The 16,185-nt window shown below is 63.9% G+C and carries 14 protein-coding genes; 9 read left to right on the plus strand and 5 right to left on the minus strand.

From position 1 onward, the window contains the following. Positions 1 to 6 precede the first annotated feature (6 nt). The 3 genes from MUN85_RS02730 to MUN85_RS02740 all read right to left on the minus strand — a co-directional run bounded on the left by MUN85_RS02730 (position 7) and on the right by MUN85_RS02740 (position 4,415). The gene (locus MUN85_RS02730; protein WP_250505272.1) at positions 7 to 684 is read right to left on the minus strand and encodes a 4Fe-4S dicluster domain-containing protein; all 678 of its coding nucleotides are present in this window, start codon (positions 682 to 684) and stop codon (positions 7 to 9) included. Positions 685 to 907: 223 nt separating this feature from the next. Continuing rightward, complete coding sequence (locus MUN85_RS02735; protein ID WP_250505273.1) at positions 908 to 2,647, minus strand: ABC transporter ATP-binding protein; 1,740 nt, start codon at positions 2,645 to 2,647, stop codon at positions 908 to 910. Next, the gene (locus MUN85_RS02740; protein ID WP_250505274.1) at positions 2,625 to 4,415 is read right to left on the minus strand and encodes an ABC transporter ATP-binding protein; all 1,791 of its coding nucleotides are present in this window, start codon (positions 4,413 to 4,415) and stop codon (positions 2,625 to 2,627) included. Before MUN85_RS02740 ends, MUN85_RS02735 begins: the two co-directional genes overlap by 23 nt. Positions 4,416 to 4,477: 62 nt before the next feature. Between MUN85_RS02740 and MUN85_RS02745 the strand changes: the two genes are divergently transcribed. From MUN85_RS02745 to MUN85_RS02755, 3 genes are all read left to right on the plus strand, one after another. Beyond that, positions 4,478 to 4,870: a DUF3817 domain-containing protein gene (locus MUN85_RS02745; protein WP_250505275.1), complete on the plus strand. Its 393-nt coding sequence runs from the start codon at positions 4,478 to 4,480 to the stop codon at positions 4,868 to 4,870. Further along, positions 4,863 to 6,428 (plus strand): glutamine-hydrolyzing GMP synthase, encoded by a 1,566-nt coding sequence (guaA, locus tag MUN85_RS02750; protein ID WP_250505276.1) that lies wholly within the window; start codon positions 4,863 to 4,865, stop codon positions 6,426 to 6,428. Before MUN85_RS02745 ends, guaA begins: the two co-directional genes overlap by 8 nt. A 168-nt stretch (positions 6,429 to 6,596) precedes the next feature. Then, entirely contained in the window at positions 6,597 to 7,106 is a 510-nt protein-coding gene (locus tag MUN85_RS02755) for a hypothetical protein (RefSeq protein WP_250505277.1), read from the plus strand. Positions 7,107 to 7,109: 3 nt separating this feature from the next. On the opposite strand, the gene MUN85_RS02760 is transcribed toward MUN85_RS02755, so the two are convergent. Further along, positions 7,110 to 7,373: a hypothetical protein gene (locus MUN85_RS02760; RefSeq protein WP_250505278.1), complete on the minus strand. Its 264-nt coding sequence runs from the start codon at positions 7,371 to 7,373 to the stop codon at positions 7,110 to 7,112. Positions 7,374 to 7,375: 2 nt separating this feature from the next. After that, positions 7,376 to 8,758 (minus strand): PspC domain-containing protein, encoded by a 1,383-nt coding sequence (locus MUN85_RS02765; protein ID WP_250505279.1) that lies wholly within the window; start codon positions 8,756 to 8,758, stop codon positions 7,376 to 7,378. A 114-nt stretch (positions 8,759 to 8,872) separates the two neighbouring features. Here MUN85_RS02765 and MUN85_RS02770 point away from each other — a divergent pair, with 114 nt between their 5' ends. The 6 genes from MUN85_RS02770 (at position 8,873) to MUN85_RS02795 (ending at position 16,109) form a co-directional block, all read left to right on the plus strand. Further along, complete coding sequence (locus tag MUN85_RS02770; RefSeq protein WP_250505280.1) at positions 8,873 to 10,111, plus strand: ATP-binding protein; 1,239 nt, start codon at positions 8,873 to 8,875, stop codon at positions 10,109 to 10,111. Next, complete coding sequence (locus MUN85_RS02775; protein ID WP_348647933.1) at positions 10,112 to 10,771, plus strand: response regulator; 660 nt, start codon at positions 10,112 to 10,114, stop codon at positions 10,769 to 10,771. A 25-nt stretch (positions 10,772 to 10,796) separates the two neighbouring features. After that, positions 10,797 to 11,141 carry a hypothetical protein gene (locus MUN85_RS02780; protein WP_092563050.1) on the plus strand — a complete coding sequence of 115 codons (345 nt, stop codon included), beginning with the start codon at positions 10,797 to 10,799 and terminating at the stop codon, positions 11,139 to 11,141. A gap of 68 nt (positions 11,142 to 11,209) precedes the next feature. Then, the gene (locus MUN85_RS02785; RefSeq protein WP_250505281.1) at positions 11,210 to 11,689 is read left to right on the plus strand and encodes a DUF456 domain-containing protein; all 480 of its coding nucleotides are present in this window, start codon (positions 11,210 to 11,212) and stop codon (positions 11,687 to 11,689) included. A gap of 7 nt (positions 11,690 to 11,696) precedes the next feature. Continuing rightward, positions 11,697 to 14,078, plus strand: a complete 2,382-nt coding sequence (gene pcrA, locus MUN85_RS02790) for a DNA helicase PcrA (protein ID WP_250505282.1) — start codon at positions 11,697 to 11,699, stop codon at positions 14,076 to 14,078. Between the two features lie 54 nt (positions 14,079 to 14,132). Next, positions 14,133 to 16,109, plus strand: a complete 1,977-nt coding sequence (locus MUN85_RS02795; protein ID WP_250505283.1) for an acyltransferase family protein — start codon at positions 14,133 to 14,135, stop codon at positions 16,107 to 16,109. Positions 16,110 to 16,185: the final 76 nt, after the last annotated feature.

The following is a 16,185-nucleotide window of genomic DNA, read 5'->3' on the forward strand; positions in this document are numbered from 1 at the left end:
GGAGCCTCACTTTAAGTAGTACACGCGAGGCTGGGTCCCCATTTCCTCGCGGAGCCTAAAGGCTCGGGGATCGGCAGCCAACTTGGACACGAGAGATTCGGGATCAGCCAGATCGCCAAAGTATCGAGCATCGCCGATGCACGTTTCGCAGCATGCGGGCTCTTCGCCGCGGGCGGTGCGGTGCATGCAGAAGGTGCACTTGCGGACGGTGCCTACCGGCGGCTTATTGCCGGCACGCTCCGCGTGCTCAGTGCCCCACTCAGGTACGGTAATTGCTTCGGCGCCCTGCATTTCATCGGCGTAGGTTTCCCCGAAGTCAAAAGACCGCGCGCCATAGGGGCACGCAGTGATGCAATAACGACAGCCGATACAACGATCCTGGTCAATGATGACGACACCGTTGTCGGCCTTGTACGTGGCGTTTACCGGACACACGCCAACGCACGGCGGTTGATCGCACTGCATGCAGGGACGGGGGATGTTCACGCGTCGCACGTTGGGGTAGGTGCCGGTTTCTTCCTCCAGCACGACGTTGTAGTTCACGCCCGGCGGAGTTCGATTCTCGGCCTTGCACGCCACTGTGCAGGAGTCGCAACCGACGCATTTTTGCAGATCGATGACCATTCCCCATTGGGGAGTGTGGCCTTCCGGAGGGCGGGATTCGATCGAGACGTGGGTCTTCATCGAACCTCCTCGAATCGTTCAGAATCGTATAGGACTGGTGAGTTCAAAGCTATACGATCGAGGGGGTGCCTACGGTGACTTTGGTCCCGGTTAGGTGGGCCTTATCTCTGATTCGAGGATTTGAGTGTGGAGAAAATCTAGGCCTGTATCCTTAGCCAATGATTTTGCGCGATGACGAAAGAAAACGGCGGGCCGATGTCGCCACCGGCCCGCCGCCATTGCCCTATTCCTGTTGCCAGGAGGCCCACAGTTTGGCGTAGGCGCCGCCGAGGGCTACGAGCTCATCGTGGGGGCCGATCTCCACGATCTTGCCGTCCTCGATCACCGCGACGCGGTCAGCATCATGCGCGGTGTGCAGCCGGTGCGCGATGGCGACGACCGTGCGGTCCGCGAGCACTGCCGAAAGGCTCCGCTCGAGGTCGCGAGCGGCTCGCGGATCGAGGAGGCTGGTGGCCTCGTCGAGCACGAGCGTGTGGGGATCGAGCAGCACGAGCCGGGCGAGGGCCAGCTGCTGGGCCTGGGCCGGGGTGAGCGTGTGGGCGCCCGATCCGACCTCCGTTTCGATGCCGTCCTTGAGCTTGGTGACCCAGGTGCGGGCGGCCACGGCATCGAGTGCCTGCCACATCTCGTCCTCGCTGACATCGGCCTTGGCCAGCCGCAGGTTATCCGCAACGGTGCCAACAAAGACGTGATGCTCCTGGGTGACGAGCGCGACTTCCCGGCGCAGCACGTCCTCCGGTAGATCGATGACGTTCACGCCGCCGATGCGTACCTCGCCCGCGGTGGGCGGGTGGATCCCGGCGAGCATGCGCCCGAACGTCGATTTGCCCGCACCCGAGGGGCCAACGATCGCGAGGCGCTCGCCGGGCTTCAAATCGAGGTCCAGGCCGTGCAATACCTCCACGCCATCGACATAGGAGTACTTCACGCCGCGAGCCACGAGGTGCTCGTCTGCCGGTCGCACATCCTTGGTGAGGCGGTCAGGCTCGACGAGATCGACACCCATGATGCGCGAGAGTGAGGCCCGCGCGACCTGGGACTCATCGAGCCAGAACAGGAGTTCGCCGATCGGGTTTTGGATCTGGACCGCGTACATCGCGATCGTTGTGACCGAACCGATCGTGACACCCGCAATCGAATTCGCCGCGAGGTAGGTACCCCACATGATGACGGCGACGGGCGGCAGCACGAAGGTGACGCCGAGCCAGAAAAACAGCACGGCCCGCAGGCGGAGTGTGTAGGCCTCGGTGTCCCAGGCCTCCTCGAGCGCCCGATCCATGTGGAAGCGGCGGCGCAGCCCGAGGGAGAGCGCATCGACGGTGTCGACGTGCTCGATCGACTCGGTGAAGACGCCATTGAGTTTGGCGTAGGCCTCCGAGTTCCGCAGGTAGGCCGGCGTCGCCTTCTTCAGGTAGGCGCGCGAGGCGAGGATGAGGACGGGCGCGCCAACGATGAGCGCCACCGCGATGGCGGGGGAGACGAGCAGCGCCGCGCCCGCCGTCAGCACGACGGTGATGAGCTGCACGAGGATCTGCGGGATCCCGAAGCGGATCACCCACTGGACGCGGTCGATGTCGTTGGTCGTGCGAGAGATGAGGTCTCCCGTCCCGGCCTTTTCCACCGTCGACAGCGGCAGGTGCGTGATGGTTTGCAGGAACTGTTCCCGCAGCTCGGCAAAGATGGACTCGCCAAGGACCATCGCCGCGCGCTGGGAGATGCCGGTGAGCACCGCCTGGATGAGGACGGCCCCCAGCAGGATGAGCGCGATCTGGTTGACGTAATCAAGCGTGGTGCCGGCCGCGACCTGATCGACGAGGCGGCCCAGCAGCCACGGCATGGCAAGGGCCGCGACGGCCGCCAGCGCCTGCAGGCCGACGACGAAGATGAGTCCGCCGCGGTAGTTGGCGAGCAGCGCCTTGATGCGCCGCCACAGCGTCGCGTTATCGGCGATTGGTAGCTGCATGATCGCCCTCCTCTTCTGCGGTGGTGCGGGCCACGACGGCCCGGTAGGCGAGCGCGTCGGGATTGCCCTCACGCGCTCGATGTAACAGGTCTTGGTGCGTGCCGCGGGCGATGACGGTGCCGTCGTCAATAAAGACGACCTCATCGGCGTGCTCGAGCACGAGCGGGGAGGCGGACACGACGATCGTCGTGCGCCCCTTGCGGGTGCGGGCGAGCTGCGCGGCGATGCGTGCCTCGGTGTGGGCATCGACGGCGGAGGTGGGCTCGATGAGCACGGCAATCTCCGCCTCGGTTAGGACGGCGCGGGCGAGGGCCACGCGCTGACGCTGACCGCCGGAAAGCGAGCGGCCCTTTTCGGTGATCTCGCCCGCCAGGCCCCCGAGCGTCTGGGTGACGTCGTGGGCATCGGCGACGGCAAGCGCGGCAAGCACGGCCTCGTCGTCCCCATTACTCTCCCAGGCATCGACCTGCGAGCGCAGGGTGCCGGTGAACAGCTGCGGGGTGGCCTCGGCCAACACGACGCGGCGGCGCACCTCCGGCAGCGGATAGTGCGTGATGGGCCGTCCCGCGAGCAGGATCTCGCTCGATTGGGCGTCATCCATCCGGGCGAGTGTGCGGGCAAATGCCGCCGACTCATCCGGGTCCGCGCCCACGAGGACGGTGAATGCCCCGCCCGTGAGCTCCAGGCCGCTGGCGCGATCGGCCAGCACGGCCTCGCCCTCGGGCAGCGGATCGAGGTCGCCCGCCCAGGCGTCACGATCGGCGAGGGTGCCGGCGGCCGGCTCGACGGCAAGAACCTTGCGCGTCTTGTTCTCCGCGACCTTGGCACGCGTGAACAGTTGGAACATGAACGTCACTTGGCGCAGCGGCTGCGACAGGTAGGCCGTGTAGCCGTAGAACGAAACGAGCTGGCCGGGGGTGATATCGCCGGCGACGGCCAGGCGCGCCCCAAACCACACGACACCCACGACGAACAGCGCCGGTAGGCCCGTGCGAACCGCCATGAGGATGGACTGGACATTGGCGACGTGCACGGCCGCGAAGCGCACCCGTTGGCTCTGCTCGCGGTAGCGCCCGGAAAAGACGTCCTCACCGCCGATGCCGCGCAGAATGCGCAGGCCCGCGACGGTATCGGAGCCGAGGGTCGTGAGCTTGCCCTGGGACTCGCGCTGTTGGTTTTGCCGCTCCTGCAGCGGTTTAACGAGCAGCGAGGTGAGCGCTGTGACGACGGGCAGGCCGATGAGCACAAAGAGGCCGAGCGGGACAGACTGGCTGAGCAGCAGGAACGAGACGAGGACGTAGACCATGAGGCCGCCCACGAGTCGCGGCAGCGACTCCATAATGTTACCGACGTGGAACGCGTCGGAGGCGACGGTGGAGATGATCTCGCCCGTCGGTAATTCCTTGGTGAGCGAATGACCCGAGCGCGAGACGTGGTGCCCGACGGTGCGCTGGTTCGTGATCGAGGCACGCATCCACGACATCACCTCGGCTAGGTGCGTGATGGCGTCGAAGGAGGCGGCGAGCATGCCGAGCCCCATGAGCACGAGCGCCCACGAGATGACCTCGGAGCTGAACCCACTCTCCAGTCCCGCATCGAGCGCCTTGCCAAGGGCCAGCGGCATGAGCGCGTTGGCGCCGTCGCGGACTATCGCGAGGACGATACCGACCGCGAGCACCTTCCACTGGGCGCGCGCAATCCACGCCAGGTAGCGCTTGGGAGCGCCATCGGCGCGATAGTCGGGGAAGTGTGAAGGGTATTCGAGCACGAGTGCCATGCTAGGCGTCGGTGGCAACACGGCCTAATCTTTTTTGCCGCTACCCTGGCTTCATGACCTCCGTTGAGACCAAGGCCCGCACGGCCTTTTCGCGCTACCGGATCATGGCTTTTGTTACCGGAACGCTGCTGCTTGTCCTTACCCTTGAAATGGTGCTGAAGTACATCTTCCAGGTCAATGGGCTGGAAGAGCCGGGCAACTTGCTGACCGCGCGGCCCGTCCTCGGCACGTGGATCGCGATCGTGCACGGCTGGATTTACGTGTTCTACCTCATCACCGTGTTCGCCCTGTGGTCGCACATGCGCTGGAGCTTTGGCCGGATGGTTGTCTTGATCATTGCGGGCGTCATCCCCGTCATGAGTTTTATCGTCGAACCGAACGCTAAGAAGTGGATGGAGGCCGACTTGCCGGCCCTGATCGCGAAGGAAGAAGGCGCCCATGAGTGAGCCCCGCCCCGTACTCGTTATCGACTTTGGCGCGCAGTACGCCCAGCTCATTGCGCGCCGGGTGCGCGAGGCGCAGATCTACTCCGAGGTCGTCCCGCACTCCATGAGTGCGAGCGAGATCCTCGCCAAGGACCCCGCCGCGCTCATCCTGTCGGGCGGTCCGGCCTCGGTCTACGCCGACGGCGCTCCCGCGCTCGATCCCGAGCTGCTTGCCGCGGGCGTGCCCGTGCTCGGAATCTGCTACGGCTTCCAAGCGATGGCCCAGGCGCTCGGCGGCAGCGTCGGGCAGACCGGCCAGCGCGAATATGGCTCGACGCAGGCCGCAACGAGCCAGGGCGGCATCCTGCTCGACGGCATTCCAGCCCGCCAGCAGGTGTGGATGAGCCACGGCGACGCGGTCGCGGCTGCGCCTGCGGGCTGCACGGTCCTGGCGAGCTCTGCCGGTGCACCCGTCGCCGCCTTCGAGGACGCCGAGCGGCGGCTCTTTGGCGTGCAGTGGCACCCGGAGGTCCAGCACTCCGAGTACGGCCAGCAGGTGCTCGAGAACTTCCTCTACCGCGGGGCGGGCCTGAGCGCGACGTGGACGGCCGAGAATGTCATCGCCGATCAGGTTGCGCGCATCCGCGAACAGGTCGGCGCCGATCGCGTCATTTGCGGCCTGTCCGGCGGCGTCGATTCCTCGGTCGCGGCCGCCCTCGTGCACCGAGCGGTCGGGGACCAGCTGACCTGCGTCTTCGTCGACCACGGCCTGCTGCGGTCGGGTGAAAAGGAGCAGGTGGAGCGGGACTTCGTCGCCGCCACCGGCGTCGATCTCATCACCGTGGACGCCGCCGAGCGCTTCCTGTCGGCGCTCGCCGGCGTGACCGATCCGGAAACCAAGCGCAAGATCATCGGCCGCGAGTTCATCCGCGTCTTTGAGGACGCGGCCCGCGAGGTCGTGGCCCGCGCCGGCGCGCACGGCGAGGAGGTCAAGTTCCTCGTCCAGGGCACGCTGTATCCCGACGTCGTCGAATCTGGCGGCGGTGACGGCGCCGCCAACATCAAGAGCCACCACAATGTGGGCGGGCTGCCCGACGACCTGCAATTCGAGCTCGTCGAGCCGCTGCGCGAGCTGTTCAAGGACGAGGTTCGCCAGGTGGGTCTGCAGCTGGGCGTGCCCGAGGCAATCGTCTGGCGCCAGCCGTTCCCGGGCCCGGGCCTTGGCATCCGCATCATCGGCGAGGTCACCAAGGAACGCCTCGATGTGCTGCGCGCCGCGGATGCGATCGTGCGCCAGGAGCTCACGGCCGCGGGCCTGGATCGCGAGATCTGGCAGTGCCCCGTCGTTCTCCTGGCCGATGTGCGCTCTGTCGGCGTCCAGGGCGATGGCCGCACCTATGGCCATCCGATCGTGCTGCGTCCCGTCTCCTCCGAGGACGCCATGACCGCCGACTGGTCGCGCCTGCCCTACGATCTGCTCGCCACCATCTCCAACCGCATCACCAACGAAGTAGCCGACGTCAACCGCGTCGTCCTCGATGTCACGAGCAAGCCGCCCGGCACCATCGAGTGGGAGTAACCTGAGTGCGGGATATGTCACTCAAGTCCGATTTGCCGCAATCATCGGCATTGTCGGACTTCAGTGACATACTGCATACTTCACTCGGCGCGTGGCGTAGCGGAGTAGGGGTTGAAATTAATCACGACGAGAGTTCTCGTCGACCCTCAACCCCTAAAGGAGATCACGATGGCTGCCAACGCCAATCCGATCGTCAAAATCGCGGGCATCATTGCGCTCGTAGTGGGCATCATCTTCGTGGGCGCTGGCGCGACTACGTGGGGCATGGTGACCAGCCAGCTCTCGGCCGAGAACATCACCGTCCCGAAGGACGCAGACATGCTCGCGGGCAAGAAGGTCGGCGGACCCTTCACCGCCTACGCCCAGGCCCAGATCATTAACAAGCACGCGCTCGCGGGCGCGAACGGCCTGACCTACGCCGAGCTCGGCGCCAAGGCTCGCGAAGCGGAGGAAGCCGGCGATACCGCGGCTGCCGAACAGTTCACGGAGCAGCGCGTGACCGCGATGAACGGCTCGTTCCTGCGTGCCTCCCTGTTCACCTCCGTGCTCGCCTACGGCGTGTCCGCGCTGGTGATCGGCCTGGGTCTGCTGCAGATCCTCAGTGGCCTGGCATTCCTCAAGCTTGCCAAGCGCGACGAGGTTTACGTTCGCGACGAAGCCGTCGCGCGCGGCGTCTAAGACTCACGTCATCCTGCCGGAATCGGGCGGGGCCGGGGACGTAGCAGCGGAGAGATCCGTGGCCGCGTCATCCTCGGCCCCGCCGGTTTCTCGTGTGGGGCTTGGCGCGGCTGGAATGAGCGCACCGAGTGCGAGCGCCGCGGCGAGAGCGAATAGCAGGGCGATGATGGCCGTGCGGACATCGATATCCGCGCCCAGCCCGCGAGCGATCGCCAATCCGGCAACGGCAAGCAGGGCGTTCGCCCATGTCAGCGTCGAGGTACGCATCGTTAGTTCTCCTCGGTGGTCGTAGGTGACGGGCTCGCCGTGGGTTCGGAGTGTCGCTTGACGTAGTCGACCTCATCACTCACGTCAGTCGAGGCTGTCACGTGGGCGAACCCGAGGGTCAGATCAATGCGCGTAGCGCCGGAAGGATTGGCCACCGCGGCCGGCGTCTTGAGTATGACCTGCTGGCCCGGTGAGAGGTAGAAGTCCTCATAGTCGGGGCTGACCCAGGTTTGGTCGCCTTCGGTCTTGATTATTGCTAGCGGTGTCGTAAACGTCCGCGTCGGCGTCTGGACTTCCCAGCCGCCATAGGTCCACAAACTGATGGACGAGGAACCCGTCGACGTGACCGTCACGATGGCGTTCGTATCACCAAGGTCTCGAAGCATGTAGTTCCCGAAACCCGCAGCCGCGGTGACATCCCCTTGGTCCGTGGGCAGGTCGATATTGCCAGCGACGAGCGCCGAAGAGTGCTGGGTTGCTGTCGCGCCGAACCGCACGGGGGCCGCGCCCGGATCAAAGAGCACGGCGTTCGGTAACACAAACGCCAGCGCGGTCGCCGCCGCAACGGGTAGTGCGCCGAGCCAGCTGATCGCCGTCAGCCAGCTGCCGCGCCGACCACGGCTGGCCGCGATGATCAGTCCGATGGCGATGACTGCGAGGAAAACCCCGCCGGCGGTGAGCCAAGCGGCAAGCGTTGCGGGCATGAGGAGCAGCGTGAGCGCTCCCAAGCAGATGGCGAGTGCCACGATGCCGAGGGTAAAGCGTGCGGGCACCGCCGGGGTGCGGGGTTTTCGAGGCCGGGGTGTTCGTGCCGGTGGGCGTTCTTCGAGGGGCGAGACGTGCGATGCTTCCGCCTGCGCGGGCACAGGTGGAGCGGCCACCCCGGTGCGCAGCAACTCGCTGGCCGGCGAGGGGGACGGCGTCGAGTGCACAAGGCCGTCCCAATCAGTGCCCGCTCGAGGGGTGCGCCGTCGAGACGCGTAGCCCGCGACGATCGGGACTGCGATGATCAGCCCGAAGACTAGCGCCGGAGCAATACCGCCGAGCAAGACGGCGACGGTATCGCGGGTGTCGGCGAACCACAGTAGGGGGCCAAGGGCACCAATCACGATGAAGGCCAGTGCGCCGGCCGCGGCCACATCGGGCCGACCGTGGATGAGTTCGTCAAGATGAATGCGGCCATCGCGGTGTTCGGGCAGGAGCAGCCAGGCAAAACCATAAATGATGAGGGGCAGCCCGCCAACGAGAGCGCCCAGGCAAAACAGGAGACGGACGAGCACGGGAGATATCCCGAACCGATGGGCGATGCCGGCGCAGACGCCGCCGATCATCCGATCTTCCGTTCGTCGCCACGGACGCTCTCGAACCGAATCGAAGAAACTCATAGCCTTAGCTTTTCCTACTCTTCTACTCGCTCGCTACGGGGAATGACCCTGATTCGTCCCTGATTTTGTGGCTGATAACTACTCGATCCGCGCGCGGCATGTCACCATCGGTAGGTGACCACTTCGCCTCCACCTGAGCTCGATGTGCGCGAATTGCGCGCGCCGTGGGCAAAGGACCGTCCGATCCTCGCGCGGCGCCAGCCCGCGGTGATCGCCGGTGTCTGCCGCGGCTTAGCGGAGCACCTGGGCGGCAGGGTGCTGTGGTGGCGGATCGCGTTCGTCCTAGGGATCATTCCCGTGGGCCTGTCAGTGCTTGTCTATGTCGTGCTTGCGGCAGCGATGCCGCGCGCTGCACATGGGGATATCCCGGTTGAGCGATCCCGACTGGCTCGCCGGCTGTCTCAATTGGAGACGAGACGCATCATGACGGGACAGCTGGCGCTCGCGGGAGTCTTGGCAGCGAGCGCCGTCGTCGTATGGATTTGGATGCTTGGCGGATTTTGGGATGGCGCAATCGTCATCCCGGTGCTCCTCCTGCTAGCCGGGGCCGGGGTGATTTGGTCGGCTAGCGCGCAAGACGAACAGCCCAAGCCGCTGCAGCTCATCGCCGGAGTGCTCGCGATCGTTATTGGGGCAGTGCTGCTCGTGTCCTCGAAGATGCGTCCGGGTGAGGTCATTCCAGGACTGATTGCGGGAGTGGCGGTGCTGCTCGCGGTCGGGTTTGTGGGAGCGCCGCTGTGGATTCGTACGCGCACCCACCTGGCAGAAGAGCGTGATGCCCGGATTCGGGAATCGGAGCGGGCTGATATCGCGGCTCACCTGCATGACTCCGTGTTGCAGACTCTTGCGCTCATTCGCTCTCGGGCGGGCGAGCCGGATGTTGTGGAATCTCTCGCACGCGCCCAAGAACGCGACCTGCGGCGCTACCTTTATTCCGATCGGCCAGAGGAAGGCACGAGCGCCGCGGAGGGGATACGCACGCTTGCCGGAGAGATCGAAGAACTGTACCGCCATCCCATCGACGTGGTGATTACGGGCGATGCTGCCCCCGGCGCCGAGGTCACAGCGCTGATCGGAGCGGTCGGTGAAGCCCTGACCAACGCCTGCAAACACGGCGGAAACGGCCCAATCTCGCTGTACGCTGAGCTGCAGGAACGCAGCGCTGAGGCGTGGGTGCGGGATCGAGGACCGGGGTTTGACCCGGAGCAGATTCCTACCGATCGAGCCGGGATCCGATGCTCGATCATCGAACGCTTGCACCGTGTTGGGGGAGAGGCTGAGATCCGTTCCCCGTTGCCAACGGGCGGCGCCGAGGTGCGGATGAGTGTGCCAATCGAAGGAAAGGACAGCTAGGTGCGGATCGCGATTGTCGATGACCACGCCATGGTGCGGGCTGGCGTCAAGGCTCAGCTCGAGGCGCTGCGCGAGGACTATCAGGTCGTCGCGGAGGCTGGAAGCGTCACCGAGGCAGTTCGTGTCCTCGTCTCGACTCCGTGCGACATCGTCCTGCTCGACGTCCATTTGCCGGGCGGTGACGGGGGCGGGGGCGCGGAGGTCGCCCGCAGCGTCCTTGCCCGTAGCGATATTGACCGGCCACAGTTCTTGGCGCTGTCGGTTTCCGACGCCGCCGAAGACGTTGTCTCTGTCATTCGCGCCGGGGCGCGGGGGTATGTCACGAAGTCGGTGACGGCGACCGATCTCGTCGAAGCGATCGAGCGGGTTGCCGCAGGAGATGCTTACTTCTCACCGCGACTCGCCGGATTCGTCTTGGATGCGTTCGGAACCGCCCACCAGGACGTGGCCCAGCGTGATGAAGAATTGGACCGGCTCTCTGCCAGGGAGCAGGAAGTCATGCGACTCATCGCGCGAGGATTTGCTTATAAAGAGGTGGCAGCCGAGCTGTTCATCTCGATCAAGACGGTCGAATCTCACGTTTCTGCCGTCCTTCGCAAGCTTCAGCTCTCCAATCGTTATGAATTATCCCGGTGGGCGGCAGCTCGCGGGATCGAGTGACCAACGCGTGCGATAGGCTCGTTTTGTGAACACACTTGTCAACATCCTGCTCGTCTTCCACCTCCTCGCGATGGCGTACATTTTTGGCGGCTCTATTGCGGGACTAGCACTCAAGCGCGTTCCCAAGGGTCTGATCCACGGCGCACTGACCGCTCTTGCGGTGGGTGTCCTGATGGTCGTGGTGCGCGAATTCCAAGACGGTGTGACCGTCAACCACATGAAGATCGGCATCAAGCTCATCGTGACCTTGGCCGTCTGCTACTTCGCATGGCGCGCCGAGAAGCGCGAGAACCCCGAGGCGGCACGAACCGACCTCATTGCCGCTGCGGGACTCACTGCCGCAAACGTCGCCATCGCCGCGATCGTCTAACCGTATTCGACTGCCTCGTCCCGCCCTGCCAACCGGTAGTGGCGGGACGAAGTCGTTAGCGTTAAGCCATGGAACAACTCGACGTCCTCGTGACGCTTGCGTGCATCATCGGCGTCATCGGAGCGATCGTTCAGATCTATCCCGGGCTGCTCATCGTCAGCCTGGCGGTTGGTATCTGGGGTGCGGTCACCCAGGGCCCGTGGGGCTGGGCGATGCTGGCCGCGGCTATCCTCACCTTCATCGTCGCATCGGTGGGAAAATACATCTTGGCTGGAAAGCGCCTGAAGAATGCGGGCGTGGCCAATTCCTCCATGATGATTGGCGGGGTGCTCGCCGTTGTCGGGTTCTTCGTCATTCCGGTTATCGGTGCAGTTGTGGGCTTTGTTGCCGGGGTCTACCTTGGTGAGGCACGCCGATCACGCTCCGGCCAGCAAGCCTGGGAGTCCACAGTGCACGCCTTAAAGTCCGTCGGGCTCGCTATCCTGGTGGAGCTATTCGCTGCCCTCGCCCTCTCAGCTGCGTGGGGTTGGGCCGCGTGGATGACGTAGAGGAACTATGGATTCGCTTTTTGATGAACTGGTAGCGGCGGCTCGCGCCTCCGCTCCCTTACCGGCCGCTGCGAACTGGGACGATCCGGAAAGCTCAAGCGAAGCGGAGACGGACGCCTCCGAACTGCTGCGTGGCCTTAACCCGCAACAGCATGAGGCCGTTGTTCATTCGGGCTCGCCGCTCCTGGTCGTTGCGGGCGCTGGCTCGGGAAAAACCAAGGTCCTCACGCATCGCATCGCCTATGCGCTTGCGACAGGGCGGGCACGAGCCGACCAGATCATCGCCATCACCTTTACCAATAAGGCTGCCGCCGAGATGCGAGAGCGGGTTCGCGCACTTGTGGGGCCGCAGGCTGGTCGAATGTGGGTCTCGACATTCCATTCCGCATGCGTGCGGATCTTGCGCCGCGAGTACCGCGACGTACCAATTCGTTCGACGTTCAGTGTGTACGACATGCAGGACGCTCAACGGTTGATGGTGCTGACCTGCAAGCGAATGAACTTGGATCCCAAGCAGTTCAATCCCAAGATGTTCTCGCGCCGAGTTTCGGATTTCAAAAACGAACTTATTACCCCGTCTCGAGCCTTGGCGCAGGCTCGCACCGACATCGAAAAGACCATCGCTGAGGCCTATCGGCTCTATAACGAAGCACTGCAGCAAGCGCACGCCATGGACTTCGATGACCTCATCATGCGCACGGTGCAGTTGCTGCAGAACAATCCCCAGGTTGCGCGCACCTACCGACGTCGATTCCGGCACGTGCTCGTCGACGAGTACCAAGACACGAACCACGCCCAATACATGCTGGTACGCGCACTCGTGGGAAACGAGGACGACGAAGCCGGTGTTGCTCCGGCAGAGCTCACGGTCGTGGGAGATTCTGACCAGTCGATCTACGCATTTCGGGGTGCGACCATTCGAAATATCGAGGAGTTCGAAAAAGACTACCCCGATGCTCACACCGTGGTGCTCGAACAAAACTACCGGTCCACGCAGAACATTCTGTCGGCTGCTAATGCTGTCATTGCGGCGAATTCCGGTCGCCGTGCCAAACGGCTGTGGACGGACTCCGGCGACGGTGCAAAGGTCGTCGGATATGCCGCGGACTCCGAGCACGATGAGGCACGCTTCATCGCTCGGGAGATCGATGCGCTCACCGATTCTGGCGTGAACCCGGGCGACGTAGCAATCTTCTATCGCACGAATGCTCAATCGCGCGCGCTCGAAGAGATCTTCATCCGAACCGGCCTGCCATACCGAGTCGTAGGCGGCACGAGGTTTTATGAACGAAAAGAAGTCAAGGACGCCCTCGCCTATTTGAGAGCCATCGCGAACCCCGATGACTCTGTTTCCATCCGCCGCATCTTCAACACTCCACGGCGCGGCTTAGGCGACAAGGCCGAGGCAACGCTGGCCGCGTACGCACACGATCGCGGCATCTCCTTCGGTTCGGCGATTGCGGCTGCAGTCGAGGGTGAGATCCCGGGTCTCGCTGCACGCACACTCAATGCCCTGCGCGACTTTGACGCCACTCTCACGGAAGTGCGCGACTTCGCTGAGGATGCCACACCAGCCGAGATCCTAGACGCCATCTTGGACCGATCCGGCTACGTTGCGACTCTGCGCGCCTCGGATGATCCGCAGGATGAGACCCGAGTCGAAAACCTCGCAGAACTGCATGCGGTGGCAGCTGAATTTCTTGAGACCCAACCCGAGGGAGATCTCGGTGATTTCCTCGAACGAGTAGCTCTCGTAGCGGACTCCGACTCGATTCCGGGAGATGAAGCCGGCCAGATCACTCTGATGACGGTCCACACGGCCAAGGGATTGGAATTCCCCGTTGTCTTCGCCTCCGGTATGGAGGACGGGACCTTCCCACATGCCCGCTCCATCGACGACGCGACGCAGCTCGCTGAAGAACGGCGCCTGGCCTACGTCGCCCTGACCCGAGCGCGCGAGCGCCTCTATGTCACTCGCGCGGCAGTTCGCTCCGCCTGGGGAATGCCACAGGACCTGCCACCGTCACGATTCCTCAACGCTATTCCCGACGACGTCCTAGATTGGCGACGAGAAGTAGCCGGCAATGAGGCATTGCGCGCGAGTTCCACTTCTCGCAGCCCGCTCTCATTCGGCAGCGGGTACACTCCCAAGGCATCCGCCGTGCGAACGGTGCAACGAGCAGGCGTGCAACGGTCAGCGGAAAAGGACGAGGCAGCGATCCCAGCGCTCGCCGCGGGCGATCGGGTGTTGCATGACTCCTACGGACTCGGCACGGTGTTGGAGGTCACAGGACAGGGGAGGCGAGCCGTCGCAAATGTCGATTTCGGCGACGGTGCAGTCAAGAAGTTGATGCTTCGCTATGCGCCACTAACGAAACTCGAAGTATAGCCGTCCCGGCGCGCCCAACCACACAACTCTCAAGCTGAGCTTTAATCTTGAACCGTGGCGACACGTGTTCACCAGGCACGCGCACCGCGCGCGGCGCGGCAGCCAGGAGGCTGCCAGGAGATCTCACCGGGGGATCGGCCAAAGATCATCCCCGGCCTCGATGGCCTGCGCGCCCTGGCTATCATCTCTGTTCTCATCTATCACCTGCGGCCGCAAACCTTAACCGGCGGATTCATCGGTGTCGACATCTTCTTCGTCGTCTCCGGGTTCCTTATTACGACCCTCCTGCTGCGCGAGGTCTCCAGCCGGGGCTTCATCGATTTGAAGGGGTTTTGGACTCGTCGTGCCCGGCGGCTGATCCCCGCGCTCGTCGTGTGTGTGCTGGTATCGGTCACGGCAGCCTATTTCGTCGGGGGCGATCTCCTTGTCGGCATCGGGCGGCAGACCCTTGGTGCTCTAACGTTTTCGAATAACTGGCTCGAAATTGGCGCCGGAACCTCCTATTTCGCGCGCACGTCGCCACAGCTCTTTGTCAATTTCTGGTCTCTCGCCGTCGAGGAACAGTTCTACCTGCTGTGGCCAATCATCGTGGCATTCATGCTGGCAGCGACGAAATCCTCCTCGACGCGGGTGCGCATCGTGCTCGCGGTCGCAGCTGGATCGGCCATCTGGATGGCAATCAACGCCGTCCCAGGCCAGGATGCTACCCGCGCCTATTACGGCACCGACACACACCTTTTCGGTCTCATGTTTGGAGCGGCTCTTGCCTTTGCCTGGGGCCGCTATTCCGTGCTCGATACCCGTCTATGGCACCGCTGGCGGATTCCGGCCTCGCTCCTTGCGGCAGTTATCCTCGCCACGCTGCTTGTGACCGTGACCGAAGACGCGATCTGGACATTCCGCGGTGGACTCGTGCTGGCGTCACTCGCCACCACCGTCATCATCGCCGCTGTGATCACTGGCAAGCATCCGTTTCTGCCTGTGATGGAAGCGTGGCCCGTTCGCTGGGTTGGGGAACGCTCCTACGGGATCTACCTGTGGCACTGGCCGGTCATTCTCATTTTGGAAGCAATGACATCCTCGGTGGTGCCCGATTCTGCTGCGTCGTGGGTGGTGCGCGCTCTGGCACTTTCTCTTACGCTCTCGATCGCGGCGGTCTCATACCGGTATCTCGAGACCCCCATCCGACGGCACGGCTTTAAAGTCTGCATTGCGGATGCCATTGCCGCGCTGCGCTCCACGAGGCGGTGGCAGCCGCGAGCAATTGCCGCAACGGCCGGCGCCTGTCTGATCGTGATGCCCGTGGCGATTGCGACGGCCCCCGACAAGTCCGAAACCCAGATCCAGATCGAGCAGGGCGAAAAGCTCCTGAAAGAAAAGGATGCAGCAGCCTCCCAGCCCGCAGCCGAAAGCCCGGCATCGCCAGATGATCCCGAAGACCGCACCGGCGACGGGATCCACGATGATGGTGCTGGCACTGGAGACCCTGCAATCGTCTCGCCGACACTGAATACGACCGTGCCGAAGGGTGAGGAGATCTCGGCCTTCGGGGATTCGTTGCTCGTGACGACGATTCACGCACTCGAGGACCGCTTCCCGGGCATTCGGGTCGATGCAAAATCGAGCAGGCAGTGGCCCGAAGGGCTAACCCGGATACGAGCCGCGCTCGATGAGGGCTCAGTTCGGCGCGGCGTCGTCATTGCTCTCGGGACAAACGCTGGACTACCGGAACCGGACCTGCTGCGCGATGCGCTGGACTCGCTTGGCACCGAGCGGCTCGTCGTGGTGGTCAATATCTACGGCAAATCCACCTGGACGGACGCCGTGAACGAGGATATTGCGCGCATCGCCAACGAATACGCGAACGTGACGGTGGCAGATTGGCACACCGCAATAGGCGAGCATCGCGCTCTGTTGCAGGCCGATGGGGTCCACCCGGGAATTAAGGGTGCCCACCTGTACGCGGACACCATCAAGGACTCCTTTGCCGAGCTGGCAAAGAAAACCGAGGCTGCCCAGCACGACCACTAGGTGTGCCATTCGTCATAGGTCTTTGGTCCGTACCACACTCGAGACGATTCGCTGCGCAATTGCGTCAACCCCGGAT

Source organism: Bowdeniella massiliensis (assembly GCF_023634005.1).
Classification (GTDB): Bacteria; Actinomycetota; Actinomycetes; order Actinomycetales; family Actinomycetaceae; genus Bowdeniella; species Bowdeniella massiliensis.

Excerpts from the sequence above, each read along its gene's own strand:
- MUN85_RS02735 (WP_250505273.1), bottom strand. The coding sequence starts at position 2,647 with ATGCAGCTACCAATCGCCGATAACGCGACGCTGTGGCGGCGCATCAAG.
- MUN85_RS02730 (WP_250505272.1), bottom strand. The coding sequence starts at position 684 with ATGAAGACCCACGTCTCGATCGAATCCCGCCCTCCGGAAGGCCACACT.
- MUN85_RS02765 (WP_250505279.1), bottom strand. The coding sequence starts at position 8,758 with ATGAGTTTCTTCGATTCGGTTCGAGAGCGTCCGTGGCGACGAACGGAA.
- MUN85_RS02785 (WP_250505281.1), top strand. The coding sequence starts at position 11,210 with ATGGAACAACTCGACGTCCTCGTGACGCTTGCGTGCATCATCGGCGTC.
- guaA (WP_250505276.1), top strand. The coding sequence starts at position 4,863 with ATGAGTGAGCCCCGCCCCGTACTCGTTATCGACTTTGGCGCGCAGTAC.
- MUN85_RS02760 (WP_250505278.1), bottom strand. The coding sequence starts at position 7,373 with ATGCGTACCTCGACGCTGACATGGGCGAACGCCCTGCTTGCCGTTGCC.
- pcrA (WP_250505282.1), top strand. The coding sequence starts at position 11,697 with ATGGATTCGCTTTTTGATGAACTGGTAGCGGCGGCTCGCGCCTCCGCT.
- MUN85_RS02755 (WP_250505277.1), top strand. The coding sequence starts at position 6,597 with ATGGCTGCCAACGCCAATCCGATCGTCAAAATCGCGGGCATCATTGCG.
- MUN85_RS02745 (WP_250505275.1), top strand. The coding sequence starts at position 4,478 with ATGACCTCCGTTGAGACCAAGGCCCGCACGGCCTTTTCGCGCTACCGG.